Raw genomic sequence first — 25,265 nt, forward strand, 5'->3', positions numbered from 1 at the left:
ATGAATCTGAAAATCACCGGTCTGAATTTTGATGTTACCGAAGCCATCAAAAACTACGTTTCCGACAAGTTGGCACGAATCAGCCGCCACGCCGACAACATCATTTCCGTGACCATCACGCTCTCGGTGGAAAAAGTCAGCCAAAAAGCTGAAGCCGATGTCCATCTGGCAGGCAAAGATTTGCACGTTGAAGCGATTGAACAGGATATGTACGCCGCAATTGATGTTTTGATGGACAAACTCGACCGCGCTGTTTTGAAACATAAAGAAAAAAGCGGCGATGTCCGCAGCACTGTCAAGCCTGAAGCAGAATAAAGTTTTTGTATGATAAAGGCCGTCTGAACATTCAGACGGCCTTTTGTTTGTTAAGGAGATTTAGCCTTACAAACGGGTATTCGCTTTGTTACCGTTCCATGGTGCCACTTTAAACAGCAGCAACATGCCGGGTATGCCCAAAGCAAAACACAGCCAGTAAAAATTAAAGTAACCCATCGCTTCAATCAGATAACCTGCCGAAGCATTGATAAATGTACGCGGTACAGCGGAAAGGCTGGTGAAGAGGGCTAATTGAGTGGCCGTAAATACTGGATTGGTTTCACGAGCCATATAGGCAACAAATGCTGCTGTACCTAAACCAACACCAGCTGCTTCTGCACCAATCACGGCCGCAAGCATCATTTGCTCTGTCAGTGTGATGGTTTCAAACTTGCCAAAATTTGCCAGCCAAGCAAAGCCTAGAATAGTAACCCATTGCGCCACGCCGAAAATCCACAAAGCTCTATTGATGCCGAGCTTTATCATCCAAATACCGCCTACAATACCGGCAATGACAGCAGGCCATAAACCGGCATTTTTGGCAATGAGGCCGATGTCGGTTTTGCTGAAGCCCATGTCCAGATAAAACGGCGTTGCCAGAGACGTTGCCATACTGTCGCCCAGTTTGTAGAGAAAGATAAACAGCAATACCAATATGGCCTGTTTGATTCCTTTGCGTGAGAAGAACTCACTGAAAGGGTCAGAGACTGTTTGGGCAAATGTACGAGGCACAGTTGGGGGAATATCAGGCTCTTTGGCTAAAAACAGGGTCATCAGCAGACCGGGCAGCATAAACAGTGCAGTAATGATGAATACGTTGTGCCAAGGCATTAAGTCGGCCAGAATCAAGCTGAGCGAGCCGGGTACCAAAGCGGCGATACGGTAGGCATTGACGTGGATAGAATTGCCCAAGCCTAATTCTTCATCTGACAAAATTTCGCGTCGAAATGCATCCAATACAATATCTTGGCTGGCAGAGAAAAAGGCGACCACCAACGATAAGCCCATAATTACATATAAATGCTGAGCAGGATTTAGGAAGGCGTAAATGAGCAAGGTCAGCAGCAAACCAATTTGCGTAACCAGCATCCAACCGCGTCGCCGTCCTAAAAAAGGTAATCTGACCAAATCAATGACGGGAGACCAGATAAATTTCCAAGTGAAAGGCAGCCCGATAAGTGCCATCAGGCCGATGGTTTTCAAATCGACATGTTCGCTGCGCAACCATGCCGGAATCAGGTTGATCAGAAAATAAAGCGGCAGCCCCGAAGTGAAGCCTGTAAAGATACAAATCAGCATACTGCGCGAGAAAATTCGCTGCATAGTGCTGGGTTGGGGTGCGGTTGTCATAGTGGAATCAATAAAAAAGAAAAGGGATATTGTAGCAAAGATGGGGAATATGGCGAATGAGCTTCTGCTATCTTTATTGAATAAAGGCCGTCTGAAACTTTGACAAATTAAGTTTCAGACGGCCTTTTGTTGGAACAACTGGTTTGGCGGGCAACGGAGACTTCAGGACGGAAGAAGGGTTGCTTGGGTGTATTTATAAAATTGAAGTTAAGAAAGTTTCAGACGACCCCTAGAGATCGTTTGAACGATGAGAAATATCAGTGGTAATTTGTGCCGTCAGTGTAGCCGTTTCCTGATTTGTCCACAGCAAAAGCAGAAATCGGACCGACCGTTACTGTCCCTTTAGGCTGAGTTTCTTGGTAATACTCATATGCTGCAACACCCATACCAGTTGCAGCACCAACAGCAGCACCAATTGTGCCACCGACCATAATAGCTGGTCCGGCAGGAATACTGCCAAAAGCTATACCGACACCCAGACCAATACCTGCACCAATTGATCCTCCTATTTATGCACCATTTGCTCCTCCTTGAAGGATTCTCTCTCCTAAGCCTTCTCCATAAATTAGTTCCAGATCCTCAATGGATAGTTCAATCATGTTATTTTTCCTTTTCAAAAAAATTAGATGTAGAATATTGAGTCAATACACCCAATATGGAAAAAATAATAAAAGCATGAATATAAATCATAAAATCAACATTATCTCCTTGGTAGCTTTCATAAATAAAAACGATTGGTATTGATATACAAATTAAAATGTACAGGTACTTTGAAATTACCAGTAACTTATACACAAATTTTGATTTCATAGCCTAGTCTTTCATTTGAATAAAATCTACCCTAATCAACTTTCCAACCAACTTCCTAACTTCTTCATGCTTTCCCTGATTGAAGTTAACCAGTAGATTTTTCAACAATATGTATATTATGTTAAATAATAAATGGTAATTGTCACATTCAAATATTAAGGATAACCTACTTTGAAACTATATCGCTTTGATGCGTAATTCTATAAAAAACATTGAATTTTCATGTTTTCTATTTATCCAGTATTTTGGAGTTGATAAGTGAGAGCAAAAAACTTTGGAAATCTACGATTCTCCTTCCAACACCTCATCATTTCTCTAGAGAATTTAGGCAAAGGCGATATTGATAACTCATTTCATTAAATGGAACCAAATGAGAATCATTTATTTATAAAATCCTTTTAAATTAATGGGTTACAATAAAAATTGATAAAATAAAATTGACTATTCTCAATAAAATGAGTAAAATTCATCCGCAAATACAAATTTTGTATTGTGATACATCTATTAACCGCATTAAGAAAAGGAGTTAGTTATGCTAAGTAAGTCAATTACAGCAAAATTAAACGAACAAATTAATCTCGAGTTGTATTCATCAAATGTCTATTTGCAAATGAGTGCATGGTGCCATAAACATGGTTATGAAGGCGCTGCAGCATTTTTACTTCGTCATGCCGATGAAGAATTGGAACATATGCAAAAGTTGTTTACTTATGTGAGCGAAACCAGTGGAATGCCTTTGTTAGGTAAAATTGACGCCCCTAAACACGATTACGCTTCATTAAAAGAAGTTTTTGAAACAACACTTGAACACGAAAAACTAGTGACATCTAAAATTAATGAGTTAGTTGAGAGTACTTTTGCAGAAAAGGATTACTCTACTTTTAACTTCTTACAATGGTATGTAGCTGAACAGCATGAAGAAGAAAAATTATTTAACAGTATTGTTGATAAATTCAAACTTCTTGGTGAAAGTGGTACAGCGCTCTACTACATTGATCGTGAATTAAAAACTTTATAAGAATAGGAGAAATAAAATGTTATCAAATAGCGTGATTAAACTATTAAATGATCAAATGAATTTAGAGTTTTATTCTTCTAACTTATATTTACAAATGAGCGCCTGGTGCGAACAACAAGGTTTCGAAGGAGCTGCAAAATTTTTATCAGAGCATGCGGCTGAGGAAATGCAGCATATGCGTAAACTCTTCACTTATTTAAATGAGACCGGCGCATTGGCTATCATCACACAAATTGATGAACCACCTCATCAATTTTCATCATTGAAACAAGTACTTGAATTAACTTATGAACATGAAAAGTTAATTACCTCTAAAATCAATGAATTAGTTGGTAGAACTTTTGAAGAGAAAGACTACTCTGCCTTTAACTTCTTACAATGGTATGTGGCTGAACAACATGAAGAAGAAAAATTATTCAGTGGAATTTTGGATAAATTAAATCTTCTTGGTGAAGATGGTAAAGGTTTGTTCTTAGTTGATAAAGATTTAGGCGCATTAACAACAAACAACTAATCAAGTCTGATGAAAAAGGCTAAGTCATTATCGATTTAGCCTTTTTTTATATCAAAATCTAGCTACTTTTGTCTAAAAGTGCGGTGCTTTAACGGTTCATTCTTACCGCCGATTAGGTTTTGAAATGCCCGTAAGACAGGCAGATATGCTTGTCTTACGGGCATTTTATTTTCAGACGGCCTTCGATCTTGCGTTGCAGTTGCGGTAGAAGGCGATCAGACCGTTGGTGGAGCTGTCGTGTGCAGGCGTGCCGCGTTCGAGTTCGGGTTCGATGGTTTTGGCCAGCTCTTTACCGTATTCCACGCCCCATTGGTCGAAGGGGTTGATACGCCAAATCACGCCTTGAACGAAAGTACGATGTTCGTAAGCAGCCATCAGCATGCCGAGGTTGAAAGGCGTCAGGCTGTCGATGAGCAGGCTGTTGCTCGGACGGTTGCCGGGGAATTCTTTTTGCGGTGCAAGGCGGTCGCGTTCGTCTTGGGGTAGGGCGGCCAATTCGATTTGCACTTCGTCTAAGGTTTTGCCTTTCATCAGCGCTTCGGCTTGGGCGAAGGCGTTGGCAACGGTAAAGCGGTGTTGGCGGTGGTTGCCGTAGATTGTGGTCATGGGGACGATGAAATCAACGGGAATCAGACGCGTACCTTGGTGCAGAAGCTGGAAGTAGGCATGTTGGCAGTTGACGCCTTCATCACCAAAGACAATGCCGCCGGTGGTGCAGGAAACGGGTTGGCCGTCTGAAGTACGCTGTTTGCCGAGGCTTTCCATATCGAGTTGGTTGAGCCATGGGGTAAAGAGGCGCATGTTGTGGCTGTATGGGACAACGGTTTGGCCGTCTGAATGTTGGAAGTTGTTGTACCAAACGTTGATGAGTGCCATCAGGACGGGAATATTGCGGCGGAATGGCGTTTCGAAGAAATGGGTATCCATCGCGTGTGCGCCAGCCAGCATTTTGCGGAACGCTTTTTCGCCGACGGCAACCATCAGTGGCAGGCCGATGGGCGACCAGACGGAATAGCGGCCGCCGACCCAGTCGGACATGGCGAAAACTTTGTCGGGGGAGATACCGAAGTTTTGGGCTGCGGCCACATCGGCGGAAATGGCGCAGAAGTGGCGGTAGATGCCGGAATCAGGCAAACCTGCATCACGGTACCAAGTACGCGCCGCATAGGCATTGAGCAGGGTTTCCGGTGTGCGGAATGATTTACTGGCAATGCTGAATACGGTGGTTTCGGGGTTGAGGCCGAGAAGGGTTTGGGTCAGGTCGGCATCATCGGAGTTGCTGACAAAGTGGACGCGGATGTTTTGCCAATAAGGCTGCAGCGCCTGTGTGGCCATGCGCGGGCCTAAATCGGAGCCGCCGATGCCGATGTGAACCAAATCGGTAATGGGTTTGCCGGTAATGCCTGCGTGGGTGCCGTCTAAAAGTTGGCGTGCGAATTCGAGGGTGCGGTTGAGTTCGTGATGAACTTTGGACACGATGTTTTCGCCGTCGACGTAAACAGGTTTGGCATTGGCAGGTAGGCGTAGGGCGGTGTGGAGGACGGCGCGGTGTTCGCTGGTGTTGATTTTTTCGCCGCTGCTCATGGCCTGCATATATTGTGGCAAATCGGCTGCTTCGGCCAGTTGGCACAATAAATCAAGGGTATTTTCATCCAGACGGTTTTTGCTGTAATCAAATAACAAGCCGTGCAGAATTTCGTGCATATTGTTGAAACGTTCGGCATCTGCGGCGAAGCGTTCGCGCAGGGTAACGTGTTGAGTAGCGGCATGATGGGCTTCCAAGGCCTGCCATGCGTCTGAGTATGCGGTCATCTCGTTTCCTTAGTATGTAACGGTAAAATAAGCAGGATAGATAGGTATTTCCTGCTTTTTTGTAGTGGCTTGTAGTTTAACAAATTTGAACAGGTTTTGGGAGATGGCGGGGGTGGTTTTGTTTAAGGAATGTATGCAAAATGCAATAGAAACGGTTGATTATCATCAAGTTTCTGTAAAAAAGGGGGTATGACACCGATGTCTGCTGTGTTATCCTATGTAACATTATTGAAATCTTGTCGGGACGGGTCCGTAAGATGGCTACAATTTATGATGTCGCTGCTTATGCCGGGGTATCTCCCAAGACGGTCAGCCGGGTGATTAACGGCGATGCGTCGGTCAGTGATAAAACCCGTTCCAAAGTAGAAACAGCGATTGCTGCTTTGGGCTATATCCCGTCTTCTGCGGCGCGGATTATGCGGTCACACCGTTCCGGATTGGTCGGTCTGATTACCGGCGCCATTTCGCGGACAGGCGAGAATACGGGCGGGCACGGTATACCGGATATGTTCTTGATTAAGGGCATTCAGCAGCAGATTCGTGCACAAGGCAAGATTTTGATGATTGCCGACATCGACAACAAGCCGGGTCAGCCCGGTCAGATGGAGCCGCTGATTCGTACCTTTATGGAGCATCGTGCCGAGGGGATTTTATATGTGGCAGGTTTCCATCAGGAAGTATTGCTGCCGGAAGTGCCCAACCGTTGTCCGATGGTGTTGGTCAACTGTTTTGATTTGGCAGGTACACCGTCGGTTTTGCCGGATGACGAAGCAGGGCAGTATGGCTTGGTGCACCGGGTTATCCAAAGCGGACACAAACGGATTGCTTATGTGACTTTGCAGCCGGGCGTGGAAGCGACGAGATTGAGATTGGCCGGATACCGCCGTGCTTTGGCGGATGCGGATATTGTCTTCGATCCTGATTTGGTGCAAACTGGTTATCCTGACTTCAGCAATGACAGCGGATCTTTGATTTCGGCTATTTTGAAACTGTTGTCTTTGCCGCTTCCGCCGACGGTAATTTGCTGCGGCAACGATGAAATGGCCGTGCGCGTGTACGGGATTTTGAGGACGCGCGGTGTGCGGGTTCCCGAGCAAGTTTCGGTTGCCGGCTATGATAACCACAGCGCGATTGCGGAGATGCTGTTTCCGCCGTTGACCAGTACCGAGCTGCCTTATCTGCGTATGGGCGCGATGGCGGCGGATTTGCTGTTTCAATACATTGAACACCCGACCGGCTCGGTTCAGCCAGTCAAGGTCGTTGGGGAAACCATCTGGCGTCAGTCTGTGATTAATAAATAGTTTCAGACGGCCTGAAAATAAGCTTTAAACAACACAAACACACATCAAAATAAGAATCATGTAAACGGTCAAAATAAAGGCCGTCTGAAAACGGAGTTGCCTCAGTAAAAAGGGCAGCCCAAATACAATAAAAGCGTCATACCGCTGAAATTGGAGTTTGTTGTTTCCATAGTTTATTACCCAGGAGTAGCCTTCCTATGAAAATCTCCCCACAAGTGGCGATGACACTTCGCCAGATTATGCTGATGAACTTCGGTTTCTTCGGTATTCAATATAGCTTCGGGTTGCAGCAAACTGCGATTAATCCGATTTTCAGCTTTCTTCATGCCGACCCGAGCCAGTTGCCAATTTTGAATATGGCAGGTCCGATTACCGGTTTGCTGGTGCAGCCGATGATTGGTGCGATGAGTGACCGCACTTGGGTGCCGGGATTAGGCCGCCGCCGTCCGTATTTCTTGATCGGCGCCATCGGTTGCAGCCTCTGCCTCTTTATTTATCCGCACGTTACCGCCTTGTGGGTGGCCGTATTGCTGCTGTGGCTCTTGGACATCAGCAACAACACGGCAATGGAACCTTTCCGTGCCTTTATTGCCGATACCGTTCCTGAACACCAGCAATCCACCGGTTTCTTGATGCAGTCTGTGTTTACCGGCTTGGGCATTACCCTGGCCAACGTTTCCCTCTATATCTTTCAACAAATCGGCTGGTTGCAACAAACTTCCGAAGCGGGCATTCCGTATTGGGTATTCGGTTCGTTTTATATTGGTGCGGTCTGCTCCATCGGTTCGGTTTTGGTTACCGTTTTATCAACGGCCGAACGCGAGCCCAGCCCTGAAGAAATGGCGGCCATTAAAGCCCAGCCGAGCGGTCCGGCCCATGCTGTTAAAGATATTGTCGTTGCCGTGCGCGAAATGCCGACTGCCCTGTGGCAGCTGGCCTTGGTGTATCTCTTCCAATGGTACGCGCTCTTCATCTACTGGCAATATATTTCCCACAGTATCGTCCAATCCGTCTGGGACTCGACCGTTGAAAATACCGAAGCGTATAGCCAAGCGGTTGCATGGACCGGCCTGGTAAACGGTTTCTACAACGTGGTAACCTTTATCTCCGCCTTCGGCCTGATGTGGATGGCGCGCAAATACGCCGCCAAATATGTTCACGCCTTTGCCGTAACCCTTGCCGCGCTGGCCTTGCTCACCATTCCGCACATCGGCAACAAATACCTGATGTTTGCGCCGATGATTGGTTTCGGTGTCGGTTGGGCAAGTATGATGGGCGTGCCGTTTATGATTGTGGTCGGCTCTATCCCTAAAGAACGTTACGGCGTGTACATGGGTATTGTGAACATGATGATTGTGATTCCTATGCTGATTGAAACCGTATCTTTCGGCTGGGTGTACAAAACCTTCTTGGGTTCAAACCCTGCCAACGCGATGACTTTTGCAGGTGTTTCCCTGGCTATTGCCGCTGCATTGACCTTAACCATTAAAACTGCGGCCAAACCGGCTACTGCAGAATAACGAAGTTTTGATTTAAAACCAAAATAAAAAGGCCGTCTGAAACATGAAAGGGTTTCAGACGGCCTTTTTGGTCGAAACAAATCATATTTGCCAACTTGATTCGGTAAGCCTTATTGTTGCTGCACTACCGTTCATCACTCAAATTGGCTATGACTGCCGATTTTGCTTTACAATATCCTTCTTTAATTGATTTCGTTTTACCATCCTGATGACAGAACACATTTCCGCTCCAAGTCCATCTCCTATCGGCGAAGACTACCTGCTGTTAGGTCAGTACGCCGAACGCGCCTATCTCGAATACGCCATGAGCGTGGTCAAAGGCCGCGCGCTGCCTGAAGTTTCAGACGGCCAGAAACCTGTACAACGGCGTATTTTGTTTGCCATGCGCGATATGGGTTTGACGGCGGGCGCGAAGCCGGTGAAGTCGGCGCGCGTGGTCGGCGAAATTTTGGGTAAATACCATCCGCACGGCGACAGTTCCGCCTATGAAGCGATGGTGCGTATGGCGCAGGATTTTACCTTGCGCTACCCCTTAATCGACGGCATCGGCAACTTCGGTTCGCGCGACGGCGACGGGGCGGCGGCGATGCGTTACACCGAAGCGCGGCTGACGCCGATTGCGGAATTGCTGTTGTCCGAAATCAATCAGGGGACGGTGGATTTCGTGCCGAACTACGACGGTGCGTTTGACGAACCGCTGCACCTGCCAGCACGTCTGCCTATGGTCTTGCTCAACGGCGCGTCAGGCATTGCAGTGGGCATGGCGACCGAAATTCCGTCACACAATTTGAACGAAGTCACGCAGGCGGCGATTGCGCTGTTGAAAAAGCCGACGCTGGAAACCGCCGACCTGATGCAGTACATTCCCGCGCCCGATTTTGCCGGCGGCGGTCAAATCATCACGCCGGCGGACGAATTGCGCCGGATTTACGAAACCGGCAAAGGCAGCGTGCGCGTGCGTGCGCGTTACGAAATCGAGAAGCTGGCGCGCGGACAATGGCGCGTGATTGTGACCGAGCTGCCGCCTAACACCAATTCCGCCAAAATCCTTGCCGAAATCGAAGAGCAAACCAACCCGAAACCGAAAGCGGGTAAAAAGCAGCTCAACCAAGACCAGCTCAATACTAAAAAGCTGATGCTGGATTTAATCGACCGTGTGCGCGATGAGTCCGACGGCGAACATCCCGTGCGTTTGGTGTTCGAGCCGAAATCCAGCCGCATCGATACGGATACCTTCATCAACACGCTGATGGCGCAGACTTCGCTGGAAGGCAATGTGTCCATGAACTTGGTGATGATGGGGCTGGACAACCGTCCCGCGCAGAAAAACCTGAAAACGATTTTGCAGGAATGGCTGGATTTCCGCGTCGTGACCGTAACACGCCGTCTGAAATTCCGTTTGAACCAAGTGGAAAAACGGCTGCACATCCTTGAAGGCCGTCTGAAAGTCTTTCTGCACATCGACGAAGTGATTAAAGTCATCCGCGAATCAGACGACCCGAAAGCCGATTTGATGGCGGCGTTCGGGCTGACCGAAATCCAAGCCGAAGACATTTTGGAAATCCGCCTGCGTCAGTTGGCGCGTTTGGAAGGTTTCAAACTCGAAAAAGAATTGAACGAATTGCGTGAGGAACAAGGCCGTCTGAATATCCTTTTGGGCGACGAAAACGAAAAACGCAAGCTGATTATCAAAGAGATGCAGGCGGACATGAAGCAGTTTGGCGATGCGCGCCGCACGCTGGTGGAAGAAGCCGGACGCGCCGTGTTGACGCAAACCACCGCCGACGAACCCATCACGCTGATTCTGTCGGAAAAAGGCTGGATACGCAGCCGTGCCGGACACAACCTCGATTTGAGCCAAACTGCATTCAAAGAAGGCGACCGCCTCAAACAAACCCTCGAAGGCCGAACCGTTTTGCCCGTCGTCATTCTCGATTCATTGGGTAGAACCTACACGCTCGATGCCGCCGAAATCCCCGGCGGACGCGGCGACGGCGTGCCGGTTTCATCGTTAATCGAGCTGCAAAACGGCGCAAAACCCGTCGCTATGCTTACCGGTCAGCCCGAACAGCACTACCTGCTCTCAGGCAGCGGCGGCTACGGCTTCATCGCCAAGTTGGCCGATATGGTCGGACGCGTGAAAGCGGGCAAAGTAGTGATGACCGTGGATAGCAGTGAAACCGTCCTGCCTCCGGTTGCCGTCTATGCTTCTTCGCTCATCAATCCCGACTGCAAAATCGTACTGGCCAGCAGCGACCACCGCCTCTTGGCGTTTTCCATCGGCGAACTCAAAGTCATGCCCAAAGGGCGCGGTTTGCAGTTGATGTCGCTGACCGACGGCGCGTCTTTGGAACACGTTATGGTAACGACTGCTCCTGAGTTTACCGTTGTATCGGTCGGCCGGCGCGGCGCCGAGCATCAGGAAAAACTGCGGATTGCCGATATTGACGGCAAGCGCGGTAAAAAAGGCAAAGTATTGGAAATATCAGGCCGTCTGAAAAGTTTGTCTTAAGGCAAAAACCAATATATTCAAATAAATTAAATTTACTACGACATTGCATGAAAATAAAAAAGGTTCACTTATGAACAGAGCCAATCTTCAAGAGCTGGGTAATCTGAGGGAGCGGATTCCCGGCGTCATCAACATCGCCCGAATAGCCATCGTCTTGCCGCTTTTGGTTTTGCACGCTTTCGGCAGCTACACGGGCGGCAATCTGATTGGCGTTTCGTTGCCGGCGGTTGAGTTTTATATCTGGATAACGCTGTATTTCTTCCTGATTATGCTCTCCGTGCTCCGCCCGGGCTGGCAGTGGCAATCCTTGGATTTGCCCAACGCCAGCGCCGTGGTCGACATTACCATGATCATGGTTTTAGTGTATATCTCCGGCGGTACAGCTTCAGGTTTCGGGATTTTGGTTTTGCCGTTTGTCGCCACGTCGTGTCTGCTCAGTTATGGCCATTACCCCATGCTGTACGCAGGCTATACGGCAATGCTGTTTATTTTGAACCTGTTTTTAGACGGCAGTATGCGTTTCGATTCGTTTAATTGGGACGCAAAATCAGTGGCGAATTCTTTAATGCTGATCGGCGCCAGCTATCTGGTGGCGATGCTGACCTCGTTTGCCGCCCGTTATCTCGAACAGGCCACAGAGTCTGCCAGCCGCCATCAATTGGCCTACCGCCGTATCAGCGGCCTGAACCATTTGGTTTTAAACCGCGTACAGGAAGCGGTGGTGGTGATTGATGCGACCCAGCGCGTGTGGCTGTTTAACAAACAGGCAAAAATCTATTTTCCCAGCCTGATTATCGATCAGCAGGAAATCGTGTTTGGCGAACTGGTGGCCCGATGGCAGCGCCAACCCGACAAACCTTTTGAAACCGATATCCATATTTTCCAACACGCCATGCACGTCCGAGCCGTACCGCTGATTCAGGAGCAAACCGAGCTGCTGATGTTGTATGTCCGCTCATTGCGTGAAGTGGCTGCGGAAGCCATGTCCACCAAGCTGACTTCGCTCGGTCAATTGACTGCCAACCTTGCCCACGAAATCCGCAACCCGATGTCCGCCATCCGCCATGCCAGCGATTTGTTGCAGGAAGGCGACGAGGCAGACCCGCTCAAGGCCAAGCTCTACAACATTATCGACAGCAATATCCAACGCATCGACAAGATGTTGGAAGACGTATCCCTGCTTAACAAACGAGACAACATCAGCCGCCAGCCGATTAATCTGATGAAATTCTGGTTGGAGTTCAAGCAGGAATTTACCTTGAACAATCCCGATGCCATCGGCTGTCTGCGTATGAATATGGACGGCAACAACCTGACCGTATTGGTCGATCCCATGCACTTGCAGCAAGTGATGTGGAACTTGTGCAACAACGCTTGGCGACACAGCCGTCAGGACGAAAACGCCATTACCGTCCTGATCCGCCCCAGCGGCAGGATGCATATTTCCATCGTAGTGGCGGACAACGGCAAAGGCGTGCCGCCGGATGTACGAAATCATCTGTTCGAGCCGTTTTACACCACCGAAAAACAAGGCACCGGTTTGGGGCTTTACGTCGCACGCGAGTTGGCACACGCCAATATGGGACAGCTGCATTATCACCCTGAAATGAACGGGTTCGAACTGATTTTACCGAAGGAGCAAGCGCAGGATGAATAAATTGCAAGAGCCGGTTTTGATTGTCGATGACGAGGCAGACATCCGCGACCTGATGGAAATGACCCTGATGAAAATGGGTCTGCGCGTCGATACTGCGGCGGGTGTTGAAGAAGCCAAAGACAAGCTGGACAACAACGATTATTCGCTGGTGTTGACCGATATGCGTATGCCCGATGGTTCAGGTCTCGAGGTTGTCCAATACATCGATGAGTTGATGCTCGATACGCCCGTTGCTGTGATTACGGCTTTCGGCAATGCCGACCAAGCCGTTGAAGCCTTGAAAGCAGGCGCGTTTGACTATCTGCAAAAACCGATTACGCTGTCGCAACTGCGTTCATTGGTTAAATCGGCCGTATCGGTTTCAGACAATACCAACGAACCCACGCCGTCTGAAAAAGTCAAATCTCAGCCTGCGCCTGTTTCTGCCGCCCTGTATAAACCCGAACCCCAGCCGGTCAAGCCTGTTGTTACGCCGCCCAAGAGCGTACAGAGTGAATTTAACCGGCCTTTGACCGTTCCGGAAGGGCTCAATTCCTTAAAAGAGCGGTTTTCAACCGGCAACATTAATCCTGCTTTGCAAGAAGAGCCTATCCTGAAAGGCGACGACGATATGCCGCGCCTGTTGGGTACTTCGCCGCAAATGGTCGAAGTACGCCACCTGATTCGCAGATTGGCACGCAGCCTGGTTCCCGTTTATATCTCCGGCGAATCCGGTACCGGTAAAGAGCAGGCGGCGCGCACGATTCACGAGCTGTCCGACCGCGCCGACAAACCGTTTATTGCCGTCAACTGTGGTGCGATTCCTGAAAACCTGATGGAAAGCGAATTCTTCGGCTACAAAAAAGGCAGCTTTACCGGCGCGGATCAAGACCGTCTCGGCTTTTTCCAACACGCCGACGGCGGCACATTGTTTCTCGACGAAGTTGCCGATTTGCCGCTTGCCATGCAGGTCAAACTTCTGCGCGCCATCCAAGAAAAAGCCGTGCGCCGTATCGGCGATGCGCGGGAAACCTTTGTGGACGTACGCATTATTTGTGCAACCCATAAAAACCTCGAAGCCTTGGTTGAAAGCGGCGCATTCCGCCAGGACTTGTATTACCGCCTCAACGTTGTCTCCCTGCATATGCCGCCTTTACGCGAAATGCGCGAAGACTTGGGCGCGCTGATTCTGTATTTGCTGTACAAACACCGCCACGGCAATCAAACCTACAAACTCAGCCCCAAAGCCCAAGAAGCCCTGCTGCATTACAGCTATCCCGGCAACTTCCGCGAGCTGGAGAATATCCTCGAACGCGCCGTTGCACTGACGGTCGGCCAAGTGATACAGGTGGACGACTTGCAGATTCAAAACGCCCCGCAGGCCAAAGCCGATCGCAGCAGCCTTTCTTTTGACGACATCGCCGAACCTGACGCGCGCCAAACCACGCTCAATCACAGCCCCATTCCGCCGTTTGATCCGCGCACCATGCAGATACAGGATTACCTCGACCAGGTGGAACGCAGCATCATCGAACAGGCCTTGCAGCAAACCCGTTACAACCGTACCCAAGCCGCCAAACTTTTGGGCATCAGCTTCCGCTCTATGCGCTACCGCATGGAACGCTTGGACATCAATTAAAACGTTCAGACGGCCCAAGTTTTCCAGGCCGTCTGAAACATAAGCCTTATGTACAAGATTTATTTTGACGAAACCGCATCTGCCGAACTTCGCAGCCTTGTCGTGCCTTTTGGGTTGACCGTTATCGACCGGCAGCCTGAAGCAGGCAGTTTCCTTATTGCTGACGAAAGCGGCATCAGTTTATGCCGCGCCGGTGAAAAAGGCCGTGTCCGCGTTGATTTTGATGGCGGTGCCGCCCATTATCGGCGCACTAAAGGCGGCGGCGAGCTGATTGCCAAAGCCGTCAACCATACTGCGCAACCGACTGTCTGGGACGCTACCGGCGGACTGGGGCGCGACAGCTTCGTGCTTGCCTCGTTGGGTTTGAATGTACACACTTTTGAACAAAATCCTGCGGTTGCCTGTCTACTTTCAGACGGCCTCAACAGGGCGGGGCAAAGTGAAGAAACACGGGAGATTGCCCAGCGAATTACTTTGCACTTTGGCAATGCCGTTGATTTGATGCAGGAATTATCTGCGCAAAACGGCAGGCCCGATGTGGTGTACCTCGACCCGATGTACCCGGAACGCCGCAAAACCGCCGCCGTGAAAAAAGAAATGGCCTATTTCCACGACTTGGTCGGCGCGGCACAAGACGAAGCCGAGTTGTTGGATGCGGCATTGGATACCGCCAAAAAGCGCATTGTCGTCAAACGTCCGCGCTTGGGAGAGTTTCTCGACGGGCGCAAACCGGCATATCAATACACCGGCAAAAGCACGCGTTTTGACGTTTACCTTCCGACAAGGCCGTCTGAAGACTAGAAGCAAACTTGCAACATATCAAAAGAAGCCGCCGACGTTATCAGCGTGGTGGCAAAGTGTGCTATAAATACCTTTTCCCAAACTTCATTGGAGCAAACAATCATGGAATTAGTATTCATCCGTCACGGACAAAGCGAATGGAACGCGAAAAACCTTTTCACCGGCTGGCGCGACGTCAAGCTGAGCGAGCAAGGTTTGGCAGAAGCCGCCGCAGCAGGTAAAAAGCTGAAAGAAAAAGGCTATGAATTCGACATCGCCTTTACTTCGGTTCTGACCCGTGCCATCAAAACCTGTAACATCGTTTTGGAAGAATCCGACCAACTGTTTGTTCCGCAAATCAAATCATGGCGTTTGAACGAGCGCCACTACGGCCAGCTGCAAGGCTTGGATAAAAAACAAACCGCAGAAAAATACGGCGACGAGCAAGTCCACATCTGGCGCCGCAGCTACGACACCCTGCCTCCGCTGCTTGATCCTAAAGACCCGCATTCCGCCCACAACGACCGCCGCTATGCCAACCTGCCTAGCGATGTTATTCCCGATGGCGAAAACCTCAAAGTTACCCTCGAGCGCGTCCTGCCTTTCTGGGAAGACCAAATCGCTCCGGCCATTCTGAGCGGCAAACGTGTTTTGGTTGCGGCACACGGCAACTCCCTGCGCGCGTTGGCCAAACACATCGAAGGCATTTCAGACGAAGACATCATGGGCTTGGAAATCCCGACCGGCCAGCCGCTGGTGTACAAATTGGATGAAAACCTGAAAGTGGTTGAGAAATTCTACCTGTAAGGTAAAAGGAAAAAGGACGTGGCGGACACGTCCTTTTTTGTATTTGTCTGTTTGAGGCCGTCTGAAAGCAATTGATGGCGGACGAAATGGAAAAAGGACGCGTAAAGCGTCCTTGATGGAGATTAAACCCTGTATTACTGGTTTTTCTCGATAACTTCTTTGAGGTGGGGCATAGGGCTGTAACCGCTTTGGCTACGGCCGTTAGGGAAGACCAGGGTCGGCGTGCCGTTGAAGCCGAATTGTTCGCCCAATGAAGTGGTTTCCGCAACAGGGTTTTCGCAGTTTGCTTTGCCGCTTGGGAGTTTGCCTTTGCGCATCCAGTCGGTCCATGCCTGGGTCGGATTAGGTTGGCACCACAACAGCTCGGCTTTGCGCGCGGCATCAGGGTGCAGGCTTGGAATCGGCATCATGAAGGTGTAAATCGTGATGTCGGTCATTTTTTCAAATTCATGCTCCAAGCGTTTGCAGAACGGGCAGTCCGGATCGGAGAAAACGGCGACTTTCAGTTTGCCGTTGCCGCGCACTTCTTTGATGGCTTTGTCCAAAGGCAGGGAAGCGAAGTCGATTTTGTTCAAATCGGCGGCGCGTTCTTCAGTCAGGCTTTGGCGCGTGTTGACGTTGATGAGGTCGCCGACGAGCATATAGTCGCCTTTGGCATCGGTATAGATGATTTGTTTGCCGCTGACGACAACTTCGTAAATGCCTTTAATCGGTGTTTCACTGACGCTCAAAACTTTCAAATCTTGGGCGGCATAGACTTTTTCCAAACGCGCTTTCAAAGAAGCGGCAACGGATTTGTCGGCAGGCGCTTCCGCTTTGGCAGCCGGCGCAGGCGCGGCGTTGGCGTTGGATACGGCAGGTTGACCGCATGCCAACAAAGGAAGGACGGCAAACGGTGTTAAGATTTTGATTAACTTGGTTTTCATGCGAGAGACTTGCGTGTGTTAAAAGTAAGGCATTGTATCAAACCTCTGTCATGCCTGCATTGTATTGAGGCTCAATTTATCGTCTGAAAATAGCTTTCGGCTGTTAAAATACGAAAAAATGATTTGATTGTTTGTATGATTTACCACCGCATCGCTGTGAACGTGCCGCTTTCAGACGGCCTTTTGACTTATTCCCATTCCGAGCCGCTCCCTCCGGGAACGCGGGTGCTTGTGCCTTTCCGCAATAAAACCGTGGTCGGGATTGTGTGGGAAACGGATATTGCGCCCGATATGGATGCGGCGCGGATTTTGAGTGTTCAGACGGCCTTTGTGGAAGAAAAACCATTACCACAAAGCTGGCGTGATTTGCTCTCGTTTACGTCGCGTTATTACCACTATCCGACGGGGCAGGCGGTGTTTGCTGCGCTGCCGCAGGGTTTGAAGGAAACGCGCGCGGTGGAAATGCCGCAGCCGCCGTTGTTTTACGCGCTGAACGAAGCGGGCAGGGCGCAAACGCCGCCGCCGGCGCGGTTCAATAAAAAAGCGGCTTTGTGGGACGCGCTGCTGTCGGGCGGAATGACGATGGCGGCGTTGAAGCAGGTGAACGCGCAGGCGGCGAAATTGATTGAGGATTGGGCGGAACAAGGCTGGATTGAAACGACGGAAGCGGCAAAGCCTGTATTGAGGTCGTACCACGGGCAGGCTTCGCACTCTGAATTTGTGTTGAATGCCGACCAGCAGCAGGCTTCCGATGAAATTCAGACGGCCTTCGGCAGTTTTCAGCCGTTTCTACTGTACGGCATCACCGGCAGCGGCAAGACCGAAGTGTATTTCGATGCGATGGCGAAAGTGTTGGCGCAGGGGCGGCAGGTGTTGTTTCTGTTGCCCGAAATCAACCTCACGCCGCAGCTTTTAAAGCGGGTGGAAGACCGTTTTGCCGATGTACCGACCGCCGTGTTGCATAGTCAGATGGCGGCAGGCAAGCGCACGCAGGATTATCTGCGCGCCATGTTGGGGCAGGCGAAGCTGGTGATCGGCACGCGGCTGGCGGTGTTCACACCGATGGATGATGTCGGGCTGATTGTGGTCGATGAGGAACACGACGGCTCGTTCAAACAGGACAACGAATTGCGCTACCATGCCCGCGATTTGGCGGTGTGGCGGGCGAAGCAGAGCGGCTGCCCCGTCGTATTGGGTAGCGCCACGCCCAGCTTAGAGAGCTGGCACAAGGCTCAAAGCGGCGCGTACCGCCTGCTGCAACTGACCGAACGCGCCCATACCGCCGCGCAACTGCCGCAAGTAGAAATACTTAATGTAGGCCGTCTGAAACTCGACAACGGCTTCTCGCCGCAAGCCTTGCAGCTTTTGAAACAGAACTTCGAAGCGGGCGGTATGTCGCTGGTGTACCTCAACCGTCGCGGCTTCGCGCCCGCACTGTTTTGCAGCGACTGCGGCCATACCTTCGGCTGTCCGAACTGCTCCGCCAAAATGGTGCTGCACCAACGCGCCCGCCAACTGCGCTGCCACCATTGCGACCACCGCGAACCCATCCCGTTCAAATGCCCCGACTGCGGCAACCAAGACCTGACCGCCGTCGGCCACGGCACGCAGCGCGTCGAAGAAACCCTGCGCGCCTTTCTCCCTAAAGCAACCGTTGTTCGCGTCGACAGGGACAGCACCGCGCATAAAAACGACTGGGCGGATTTGTACCGCCGCATCGCCGACAACGAAATCGATATTCTGGTCGGCACGCAGATGCTCGCCAAAGGCCATGATTTCGCGCGGCTCAACCTCGTGATCGTGTTGAACGCCGACGGCAGCCTGTACAGCGCGGATTTCCGAGCGCAGGAAAGGCTGTTCGCCGAGCTAATGCAAGTGTCCGGCAGGGCGGGGCGTGCCGACAAACCCGGCAAGGTGCTGATACAGACCCAACTGCCCGAACATCCCGTCTTCGCCGCCGTCAAAGCGCAGGACTACGCCGTGTTTGCCGAAAACGAATTGAACGAGCGGCAAATGTTCGCCATGCCGCCCTTCGGTTTCCAGACCGCCGTCCGCGCCGACGCGCCGCGCGTTGCCGATGCGATGGAATTTCTCAACGCCGCCAAAGAAACCCTCGCCCCACTTTTGCCCGAAAGCGTCTCCCAGTTCGGCGCCGCCCCCATGCTGATGGTGCGACTTGCCGAACGTGAACGCGCGCAAATCTTCCTCGAATCAACATCCCGACAGGATTTGCACCGCGCCGTGAGTTTGTGGGTGCAGGTGTTGCAGCAAAACCGCAACGGCAAAATCAGATGGTCGGTGGACGTTGATGTGCAAGAGGCTTGATTGAAATGGTTCAATCCATAAGGAAATAAAAGGCCGTCTGAAAATCTGTTTTTCAGACGGCCTTAAGTTTTGAAATCAGTTTAGAAGAATTTTGCAGCGATATAGCCGAGAGCAAGCAGGCTCAAAACGGCGAATACGATGGCCATTGTAAGCAGAAACTGTGTTTTCTTCCTCGCTGCAAGTGCAGCCAGCTCAGGATTTTGGCCTAACTCTTCGCGTAATTGGGATTCTAATTCGGCGCGGATTTTTTTGCGCAGTTTCTTCTCTTCCTGCTCGCGTTCGTATTTGAGCTTGTGGGCAATTTCGGTTTGTTTTTTGTGCTCGAAAGAGATTTTTTCCTGCCATTCAATGCGCTTGCGCTGGATGGCCAGCTCATTTTTTTCTGTCAAATCAAAGTGGCAGGTCTTACATTCCTGTGCGTCGAGTTCGTCAATAATCGTCATACAGACGGGGCATTGGATAGGGTCGGGAGTGTTGACTGCCAACACGGGTTCTTCTTCAACCGCTTCCAACTCCATAGCCTGACGGACAATGACGTCCAAACCTAAATAGCTGAAGTAATGCTGCGCATTTTCGCGCTCGTCTTGCGTGCATTTTTCGGCCACAATGGCTTGCGGACGCTCCGCCAAGGCTTGAATCAGGCTCTCGGCTTCGTTTTCGGGCAGGTTGTCATACAGGCAGGCATGGATGCGCTCCTTATCCGTGTTCGGCGGATAAGAAACATATACGTCGAAAAATTTTTCTTGTTTGCTCATTGATATCCCATGAATATTTCGACTGCGTCAACCAAATGGGTTGGGCCTGAGGTTTTGTTATTGTGTTTGAGCTGTTTTGGCTTGCGATGCAGGCAAAAACAGAGGCCGCAGTCTGAGGCAGACCGGATAGGGGATGCCTTTGTGTCGTTAATCGGCTGGACAATGATTTTTTATTTATATGGCAATATGCATGTCCAATGTTATGTCTATTGTAGAGTAAATATTCACGCCCGATATTATTATTATAAGATAAATCCAATATTGTTTAAAATAAATTCACACAAAAGGCCGTCTGAAGATACAGACGGCCTGTTTTTCGTGAAGAAACGGATTGTTTATACGGAGAAGGACGAGCCGCAACCGCAAGTCGTTTCGGCATTCGGATTGCGGATGACGAATTGAGAACCTTGCAGGCTTTCGGTGTAGTCGATTTCCGCACCAACCAGATATTGGTAGCTCATTGGGTCAACCAAGAACGTCAGGCCGTTTTTTTGGATTTCGAAATCGTCGTCGTTTTTGATTTCGTCAAAGGTAAAACCGTATTGGAAGCCGGAACAGCCGCCACCGTTGACGAATACGCGCAATTTCAGGTCGGGATTGTTCTCTTCGGCAATCAGGTCGGCAACTTTGGTGCAGCAGCTGTCAGTAAAGATAATAGGGCTTTCGTCTGACATGATGTGATTCCTTTTATATGAATGTTTTTACTATTGTCGCGCAAACCGTTGGCCAAAGCAAGTTTGTGCAGACAGGTCTGCCAGCTTACATGGAGGGCATGGCAGAAATTTCAAGCGCCAGTATGTCAGATTTAGATGCTTCTGCCAAACCATTCGACTCGGCCGATGATGGCAACGTCGTCGGTCGGGTTTTTCAAGTCGATTTCAAAAGTAGGGTAGGCTTCGTTGGCGGAAATGACGTTGACGATGCCGCCGGGTATCAGTTGCAGGCGTTTGACCAGAAGGTTTTCGTTGAGGCGCAAAACATAGAGGCCGTCGCGCGGCGTGGTTTGGCCGTGGTTGATGAGGATGGTGTCGCCATCATTCAGCACGCCTTCCATCGAGTCGCCTTTGACTGAGATAACGGAAAGGTTTTTGATGTCGCGCGTCACATAATTTTCTATCCAATAGCGTCGGAACGCCATGGCGAATATGGGCTGCTCATCGCCGACGAGCTGGCCGTGTCCGGCCGCGGCCTGGATGTCGTAACGCGGTACGAAGACAAATTCGTCTATATCGACAGGGTTGCCCAGTGTGTCGGTGGCCGTGGCTTTTGGGGCTTCGGAATCGGGGAAGGGGGAGCCTTCGCCTGTCAACAGCCAGTCTATGCTGCAGCCTTTAAGTTGTTTGATTTTTTTTAGCGTTTCTGATTTCGGCAGGCCGCCTTCGTTCCAGATACGGCTGAATCCGGCGATGGTCATATCGATGTCGGCGGCGATTTTGGCTTGGCGGGCTTCATCTTTCCATAAGAAAGCCAGGCGGTCTTTAAAGGTATCCATGTTTATGCCTTTATGGAGGTATGTTTTTTATATGGTTTGGACGATTTGAGTGTATTTTACCTTAGTTTTTATAAAATTGTAAGAAAAAAATTACTCAACCTAAGAAAAAGTATTGCATGTTTTATTTTTTCTTAGTATTATTCGTTTTGTCTTAGATAAATCGATATTTCTAATTTTCTATTCGATTTTTCTTAGTTTGGTTTTATTTGGTTTAGTTTTTCTGACTTAAACCTGCTATGTGATTATGATGAGAGGTGTGAAATGACTCGTTCGCGTAAAAATATTTTTTGGGTGCTGCTGGCGTTGGTGCTGGGTTTTTTTGCCCTGCCTTTCGGATCTTCGGAAGCGCATGAAGCGGACGGTAATTTGACGGCTTCGGAATGCGAACGCTTGGGCAGTTTGAGTCTGGATCAGATGGACGGCAGGCTGCTTGCCTTCGCCAAAGAATGCGATATGGTGGAGGCTACCCACGATTGGGAGCAACAGTACGGCAACTTGAATGAAGAAGAAATGCTTGCCGGCGTGGTGTATGAGTGATGTTTGCGTATGAATTAATAAAGGCCGTCTGAAAACCATTATTTCAGACGGCCTTGTGTTTTTAATAAGGATGGCTTAAGGCATCAATGGTGCATTGGTCAGGCCGGTGGTTTCGGGTAGGCCGAACATGATGTTCATATTCTGTACGGCTTGACCGGCTGCGCCTTTAACCAAGTTGTCGATGACGGAAAGCACAATCCACACGTCGTCTTGATCAGGCGCTTTTTGAACGCTGATACGGCAAAGGTTGGCGCCGCGCACGCTGCGGGTTTCGGGTGTCGAACCTGAAGGCAGGATATCGACAAAGGGGCTGTTGCGGTAGTATTCGCGCAGCAAGGCTTCAGGATCGGTGTGTTTTTGCAGGTGCAGATACAGGGTGGCGTGCATACCGCGTATCATCGGAACTAGGTGTGGCACAAAAATCAGGCCGTCTGAAACCTGGTCTTGCAGTCCGGACAGGGTTTGTCGGATTTCAGGCAGATGGCGGTGGCCGCCGACGCCGTAGGCTTTGAAATTGTCGCCTGCTTCGCACAATAGGGCGTGGGTACTGGCTTTGCGGCCTGCGCCGGAAACACCGGATTTACAGTCGGCAATCAGCGGCGCATTGGCTTTCAGACGGCCAGCCTGAAGCAGCGGCAATAAGGGCAGGGAAACGCAGGTAGGGTAGCAGCCCGGATTGGCCACCAACATGGCTTTGGCGATGTCGTCTTTGTGAAGTTCGCACAAACCGTACACTGCTTGGGAAACGAGTTGCGGTGCGGCATGGGTCATTTTGTACCATTGTTCCCATGTGGGGATGTCGCGGATGCGGAAGTCGGCAGACAGGTCAATCACGCGTACGCCTTTTTCGACAAGGGCCGGTGTTTCTTTCATGGCCACGCCGTTGGGTGTGGCGAAGAATACGAGGTCGCAGCGGTCAAGCCCGGCCTCTTCGGGCGTTTGGAATGCAAGGTTGTAAATGCTGCGCAGGCTGGGGAAGTAGTCCGCTACTTCAATACCGGCTTCGCTTCGGCTGGTAACGGCGGTAACTTCTGCGTTGGGGTGGCTGCTGAGCAGGCGCAACAATTCAACGCCTGTGTATCCGGTTGCACCGACAATACCGATTTTAATTTTTGTGGTCATGGTGTGGCTCCTTTGTAGGGATAACGATGCGTTTGATTATATAGTAATTGATTGCCGTCGGTCAGCGGTGCTTGTGCCAAGCTTTGCAATAGAGGGTTAAACAGGCCGTCTGAAATATGGAATGAATAATATTCGAGAGTGTGTTTCAGACGGCCTGGGTGTTTGGAAAACGCAGTTTGCGGTTTGATTTGTGGTGGGTGTTTCGTCTTTATCCTATCCATACGAACACAAAATAAAAATGTAAAAAAATGCCCCCGGGTTGGAGGGCCGGAGGCAAGTATCCAAGGAGTAGCTCTCATCAATAAGAACTAGTTACTTGGTACTATATCCCTTGTTAGGATGGAAAGCAAGCGTTTTGCACATTTTAACGTTTAAATAATTTTTTCATTCAAATTCAGCGAACTATCAAACAGGGTTTGAATCTTGGGTTGGTGGCTGATGCCGATGACCAAAGTGTCGGGCAAATGTTGTTTGAGGGTCTGCATCAACATTAGGGCGGATTCGTCATCAAGCTGGTTGGTGGCTTCGTCGAGGAACAGGATTTGCGGTTTGTGCAGCAGTGCGCGTGCGAGGCTGAGGCGTTGCTGTTCGCCGCCGGAGAGGATGCCGTGCCATTCGTATGGGGTGTCCAAATCGTTGATCAACGTGTGCAGCCTACCCGTGGGGCTGTTTAGGCCGACTTGTTCCAAAACGGTTTGAATCAAATGGTCGTCTTGGCAGGCTGAATAAGGGTAGCTGACGGTTTGACGCAGGGTATCGGTAGGCAGGTAAGGGCGTTGCGGGAAAAACAGGCGGCTGCCTTCGAGTGAAAAACTGCCTTGATAATACGGCCATAAACCGGCAAGCACGCGAAGCAGCGTGGATTTGCCGATGCCGCTTTTGCCTTCGAGCAATAGCCATTCAGGGGTATGGGCTTCAAGGCTGATGCCGGAGAGCAGGGGGGTGCCGGTTTGGGTGTGGACGGTAAGGTTTTGCAGGACGGCTTTGCCGCGATGATGCGGCAAATCTGCTTGGTGTGGCTGAAGGACGGGGCTTTTGTGTTCTGCTTGTTCTAAGGCCGTCTGAAAACCGGAAAGCCGCTCGATGACTGCCGCCCATTCAATCAGGCGGCGGTAGGAGTCGGTAAACCAGCCGAAGCTGTCTTGGACGCGGGCAAACGATGTGCGCGTCTGCATCATGTCGCCGAAGGTCATGGTTTTGGCAAGGTACATGGGCAGGGTGGCGAGGATGGGGATGAAGATGCTGATGCGGACATAGGTCGCCCAAAAGGTTTCTTGGCGGAATTCGCAGTTGGTCAGTCGCCGCCAGTTGTCGCGGATGCGGAGGTAACGTTGTTTCAGACGGCCTGTTTCCGCTTCGCCGCCGTTGTAAAAGGCGATTTGTTCGGCATGGTCGCGCACGCGCAGAAGGGCGGCGCGGTAGTCGGCTTCGCGGTGCTGGCGGTCGATATTGAGGTTTTTCAGTTTGCGGCCGACAAGGTGGGCGATGACGGTGCTGATGACGGAATAAATCAGGGCAACCCAGACGAGGTAGCCGTGTATGGTGATGTTGTGTCCGCCGATGTTGAAGGTCTGCACGCCGGAGAGCGTCCACAGTACGGCGACGAACGCGCTGAATTTGGCAACGTTGTTGATGAAGGAGCGAAAGAGGCTGATGCTTTTGTCGGCGAGGAGGTAGATGTCTTCGGCGATACGCTGGTCGGGGTTGTCCGGTTCGCCTGTCAGGCGCAGGCGGTAGTGTTTGTGGCCTTCGAGCCAGTTTGTTTGGAATTGCTCGGTCAGGTGGGTGCGCCAGCGGAAGATGAGGCGTTTTTGCAACCAGTCGCCGCAAACGATGCAGCCGATGATCATCGCCATGTAGCCGAGGTATTCGACAATGAGCGAAGGCATGGATGCGCCGTCAAATGCGGCCAGTGCGTCGTAGAAACGTTTGTCCCACGCGGCGATCCAAACGCTGATGGTGATGGAGCAAAGGGTGAAGCCGATGAGGACGGCGAGCATCAGCCATTGGAGGCGGCCGTGCGCCCCCGACCAGAAAGGACGGGCGAGGTAAAAGAATTTTTTGAGTGTTTTCATAATGCTTGTAAATACGTGC

The 25,265-nt window shown here is 50.5% G+C and carries 21 protein-coding genes; 12 read left to right on the top strand and 9 right to left on the bottom strand.

The window, feature by feature from the left end; genetic code table 11:
- A complete protein-coding gene (hpf, locus tag ACTHUG_RS01930; RefSeq protein WP_003748344.1) occupies positions 1-315 on the top strand; it encodes a ribosome hibernation-promoting factor, HPF/YfiA family in 315 nt (104 codons plus the stop codon).
- A gap of 66 nt (positions 316-381) precedes the next feature.
- Here hpf and ACTHUG_RS01935 read toward each other — a convergent pair whose 3' ends face one another.
- Positions 382-1,638 (bottom strand): AmpG family muropeptide MFS transporter, encoded by a 1,257-nt coding sequence (locus ACTHUG_RS01935; protein ID WP_440386154.1) that lies wholly within the window; start codon positions 1,636-1,638, stop codon positions 382-384.
- Positions 1,639-3,007: 1,369 nt separating this feature from the next.
- Here ACTHUG_RS01935 and ftnA (ACTHUG_RS01940) point away from each other — a divergent pair.
- Both ftnA (ACTHUG_RS01940) and ftnA (ACTHUG_RS01945) read left to right on the top strand, forming a co-directional pair.
- Complete coding sequence (ftnA, locus tag ACTHUG_RS01940; protein ID WP_003686837.1) at positions 3,008-3,493, top strand: non-heme ferritin; 486 nt, start codon at positions 3,008-3,010, stop codon at positions 3,491-3,493.
- Positions 3,494-3,509: 16 nt separating this feature from the next.
- On the top strand, positions 3,510-4,007 hold the full coding sequence (ftnA, locus tag ACTHUG_RS01945; RefSeq protein ID WP_003686798.1) for a non-heme ferritin: 498 nt from the start codon (positions 3,510-3,512) through the stop codon (positions 4,005-4,007).
- 171 nt (positions 4,008-4,178) lie between these two features.
- Here the strand turns inward: ftnA (ACTHUG_RS01945) and pgi are convergent, their stop codons facing one another.
- Positions 4,179-5,819 carry a glucose-6-phosphate isomerase gene (gene pgi, locus ACTHUG_RS01950; protein ID WP_440386043.1) on the bottom strand — a complete coding sequence of 547 codons (1,641 nt, stop codon included), beginning with the start codon at positions 5,817-5,819 and terminating at the stop codon, positions 4,179-4,181.
- Between the two features lie 257 nt (positions 5,820-6,076).
- Here pgi and ACTHUG_RS01955 point away from each other — a divergent pair, with 257 nt between their 5' ends.
- The 7 genes from ACTHUG_RS01955 (at position 6,077) to ACTHUG_RS01985 (ending at position 16,014) form a co-directional block, all read left to right on the top strand.
- Positions 6,077-7,120, top strand: a complete 1,044-nt coding sequence (locus tag ACTHUG_RS01955; protein ID WP_440386044.1) for a LacI family DNA-binding transcriptional regulator — start codon at positions 6,077-6,079, stop codon at positions 7,118-7,120.
- A gap of 197 nt (positions 7,121-7,317) precedes the next feature.
- Positions 7,318-8,640, top strand: coding sequence for an MFS transporter (locus tag ACTHUG_RS01960; RefSeq protein ID WP_440376891.1), 1,323 nt, complete (start codon positions 7,318-7,320; stop codon positions 8,638-8,640).
- Between the two features lie 208 nt (positions 8,641-8,848).
- Positions 8,849-11,152 carry a DNA topoisomerase IV subunit A gene (gene parC, locus ACTHUG_RS01965; RefSeq protein ID WP_440386045.1) on the top strand — a complete coding sequence of 768 codons (2,304 nt, stop codon included), beginning with the start codon at positions 8,849-8,851 and terminating at the stop codon, positions 11,150-11,152.
- Positions 11,153-11,222: 70 nt separating this feature from the next.
- On the top strand, positions 11,223-12,809 hold the full coding sequence (locus tag ACTHUG_RS01970; RefSeq protein ID WP_440386046.1) for a two-component system sensor histidine kinase NtrB: 1,587 nt from the start codon (positions 11,223-11,225) through the stop codon (positions 12,807-12,809).
- Positions 12,802-14,427, top strand: a complete 1,626-nt coding sequence (locus ACTHUG_RS01975; protein ID WP_440386047.1) for a sigma-54-dependent transcriptional regulator — start codon at positions 12,802-12,804, stop codon at positions 14,425-14,427. Before ACTHUG_RS01970 ends, ACTHUG_RS01975 begins: the two co-directional genes overlap by 8 nt.
- 48 nt (positions 14,428-14,475) lie before the next feature.
- Positions 14,476-15,228: a class I SAM-dependent methyltransferase gene (locus tag ACTHUG_RS01980; protein WP_440386048.1), complete on the top strand. Its 753-nt coding sequence runs from the start codon at positions 14,476-14,478 to the stop codon at positions 15,226-15,228.
- A gap of 102 nt (positions 15,229-15,330) precedes the next feature.
- Positions 15,331-16,014, top strand: a complete 684-nt coding sequence (locus ACTHUG_RS01985; protein WP_036493345.1) for a 2,3-diphosphoglycerate-dependent phosphoglycerate mutase — start codon at positions 15,331-15,333, stop codon at positions 16,012-16,014.
- Positions 16,015-16,148: 134 nt separating this feature from the next.
- On the opposite strand, the gene ACTHUG_RS01990 is transcribed toward ACTHUG_RS01985, so the two are convergent.
- Complete coding sequence (locus ACTHUG_RS01990; RefSeq protein WP_003748365.1) at positions 16,149-16,940, bottom strand: DsbC family protein; 792 nt, start codon at positions 16,938-16,940, stop codon at positions 16,149-16,151.
- Between the two features lie 135 nt (positions 16,941-17,075).
- On the opposite strand from ACTHUG_RS01990, the gene ACTHUG_RS01995 reads away from it, so the two are divergent.
- The gene (locus ACTHUG_RS01995) at positions 17,076-19,265 is read left to right on the top strand and encodes a primosomal protein N' (RefSeq protein WP_440386049.1); all 2,190 of its coding nucleotides are present in this window, start codon (positions 17,076-17,078) and stop codon (positions 19,263-19,265) included.
- Between the two features lie 80 nt (positions 19,266-19,345).
- Here the strand turns inward: ACTHUG_RS01995 and ACTHUG_RS02000 are convergent, their stop codons facing one another.
- The 3 genes from ACTHUG_RS02000 to ACTHUG_RS02010 all read right to left on the bottom strand — a co-directional run bounded on the left by ACTHUG_RS02000 (position 19,346) and on the right by ACTHUG_RS02010 (position 21,512).
- A complete protein-coding gene (locus ACTHUG_RS02000) occupies positions 19,346-20,020 on the bottom strand; it encodes a hypothetical protein (protein ID WP_003748368.1) in 675 nt (224 codons plus the stop codon).
- 335 nt (positions 20,021-20,355) lie between these two features.
- The gene (erpA, locus tag ACTHUG_RS02005) at positions 20,356-20,694 is read right to left on the bottom strand and encodes an iron-sulfur cluster insertion protein ErpA (RefSeq protein ID WP_003680162.1); all 339 of its coding nucleotides are present in this window, start codon (positions 20,692-20,694) and stop codon (positions 20,356-20,358) included.
- Positions 20,695-20,825: 131 nt separating this feature from the next.
- Complete coding sequence (locus ACTHUG_RS02010; RefSeq protein WP_004518834.1) at positions 20,826-21,512, bottom strand: S24 family peptidase; 687 nt, start codon at positions 21,510-21,512, stop codon at positions 20,826-20,828.
- Positions 21,513-21,773: 261 nt separating this feature from the next.
- On the opposite strand from ACTHUG_RS02010, the gene ACTHUG_RS02015 reads away from it, so the two are divergent.
- Positions 21,774-22,049 carry a hypothetical protein gene (locus tag ACTHUG_RS02015; protein ID WP_003748371.1) on the top strand — a complete coding sequence of 92 codons (276 nt, stop codon included), beginning with the start codon at positions 21,774-21,776 and terminating at the stop codon, positions 22,047-22,049.
- Positions 22,050-22,124: 75 nt separating this feature from the next.
- Here ACTHUG_RS02015 and argC read toward each other — a convergent pair whose 3' ends face one another.
- The 3 genes from argC to ACTHUG_RS02030 all read right to left on the bottom strand — a co-directional run bounded on the left by argC (position 22,125) and on the right by ACTHUG_RS02030 (position 25,246).
- Positions 22,125-23,171, bottom strand: a complete 1,047-nt coding sequence (argC, locus tag ACTHUG_RS02020; RefSeq protein ID WP_440386050.1) for an N-acetyl-gamma-glutamyl-phosphate reductase — start codon at positions 23,169-23,171, stop codon at positions 22,125-22,127.
- Positions 23,168-23,392, bottom strand: a complete 225-nt coding sequence (locus tag ACTHUG_RS02025; RefSeq protein ID WP_440386051.1) for a hypothetical protein — start codon at positions 23,390-23,392, stop codon at positions 23,168-23,170. The genes argC and ACTHUG_RS02025 overlap by 4 nt, the downstream gene beginning before the upstream one ends.
- A 150-nt stretch (positions 23,393-23,542) precedes the next feature.
- Positions 23,543-25,246: an ABC transporter ATP-binding protein/permease gene (locus ACTHUG_RS02030; RefSeq protein WP_440386052.1), complete on the bottom strand. Its 1,704-nt coding sequence runs from the start codon at positions 25,244-25,246 to the stop codon at positions 23,543-23,545.
- Positions 25,247-25,265: the final 19 nt, after the last annotated feature.

It is taken from the genome of Neisseria sp. P0022.S009 (genome assembly GCF_051956675.1).
Classification (GTDB): Bacteria; Pseudomonadota; Gammaproteobacteria; order Burkholderiales; family Neisseriaceae; genus Neisseria.

Coding starts and splice junctions, on each gene's coding strand:
- ACTHUG_RS01985 (WP_036493345.1), top strand. CDS start 15,331: ATGGAATTAGTATTCATCCGTCACGGACAAAGCGAATGGAACGCGAAA.
- ACTHUG_RS02025 (WP_440386051.1), bottom strand. CDS start 23,392: ATGGATAGGATAAAGACGAAACACCCACCACAAATCAAACCGCAAACT.
- parC (WP_440386045.1), top strand. CDS start 8,849: ATGACAGAACACATTTCCGCTCCAAGTCCATCTCCTATCGGCGAAGAC.
- ACTHUG_RS02000 (WP_003748368.1), bottom strand. CDS start 20,020: ATGAGCAAACAAGAAAAATTTTTCGACGTATATGTTTCTTATCCGCCG.
- erpA (WP_003680162.1), bottom strand. CDS start 20,694: ATGTCAGACGAAAGCCCTATTATCTTTACTGACAGCTGCTGCACCAAA.
- ftnA (WP_003686837.1), top strand. CDS start 3,008: ATGCTAAGTAAGTCAATTACAGCAAAATTAAACGAACAAATTAATCTC.
- argC (WP_440386050.1), bottom strand. CDS start 23,171: ATGACCACAAAAATTAAAATCGGTATTGTCGGTGCAACCGGATACACA.
- ACTHUG_RS01975 (WP_440386047.1), top strand. CDS start 12,802: ATGAATAAATTGCAAGAGCCGGTTTTGATTGTCGATGACGAGGCAGAC.
- ACTHUG_RS02010 (WP_004518834.1), bottom strand. CDS start 21,512: ATGGATACCTTTAAAGACCGCCTGGCTTTCTTATGGAAAGATGAAGCC.
- ACTHUG_RS01960 (WP_440376891.1), top strand. CDS start 7,318: ATGAAAATCTCCCCACAAGTGGCGATGACACTTCGCCAGATTATGCTG.
- ACTHUG_RS01970 (WP_440386046.1), top strand. CDS start 11,223: ATGAACAGAGCCAATCTTCAAGAGCTGGGTAATCTGAGGGAGCGGATT.
- ACTHUG_RS02030 (WP_440386052.1), bottom strand. CDS start 25,246: ATGAAAACACTCAAAAAATTCTTTTACCTCGCCCGTCCTTTCTGGTCG.
- ACTHUG_RS01980 (WP_440386048.1), top strand. CDS start 14,476: ATGTACAAGATTTATTTTGACGAAACCGCATCTGCCGAACTTCGCAGC.
- ACTHUG_RS01955 (WP_440386044.1), top strand. CDS start 6,077: ATGGCTACAATTTATGATGTCGCTGCTTATGCCGGGGTATCTCCCAAG.
- ACTHUG_RS01990 (WP_003748365.1), bottom strand. CDS start 16,940: ATGAAAACCAAGTTAATCAAAATCTTAACACCGTTTGCCGTCCTTCCT.
- hpf (WP_003748344.1), top strand. CDS start 1: ATGAATCTGAAAATCACCGGTCTGAATTTTGATGTTACCGAAGCCATC.
- ACTHUG_RS01935 (WP_440386154.1), bottom strand. CDS start 1,638: ATGCAGCGAATTTTCTCGCGCAGTATGCTGATTTGTATCTTTACAGGC.
- ACTHUG_RS02015 (WP_003748371.1), top strand. CDS start 21,774: ATGACTCGTTCGCGTAAAAATATTTTTTGGGTGCTGCTGGCGTTGGTG.
- pgi (WP_440386043.1), bottom strand. CDS start 5,819: ATGACCGCATACTCAGACGCATGGCAGGCCTTGGAAGCCCATCATGCC.
- ftnA (WP_003686798.1), top strand. CDS start 3,510: ATGTTATCAAATAGCGTGATTAAACTATTAAATGATCAAATGAATTTA.
- ACTHUG_RS01995 (WP_440386049.1), top strand. CDS start 17,076: ATGATTTACCACCGCATCGCTGTGAACGTGCCGCTTTCAGACGGCCTT.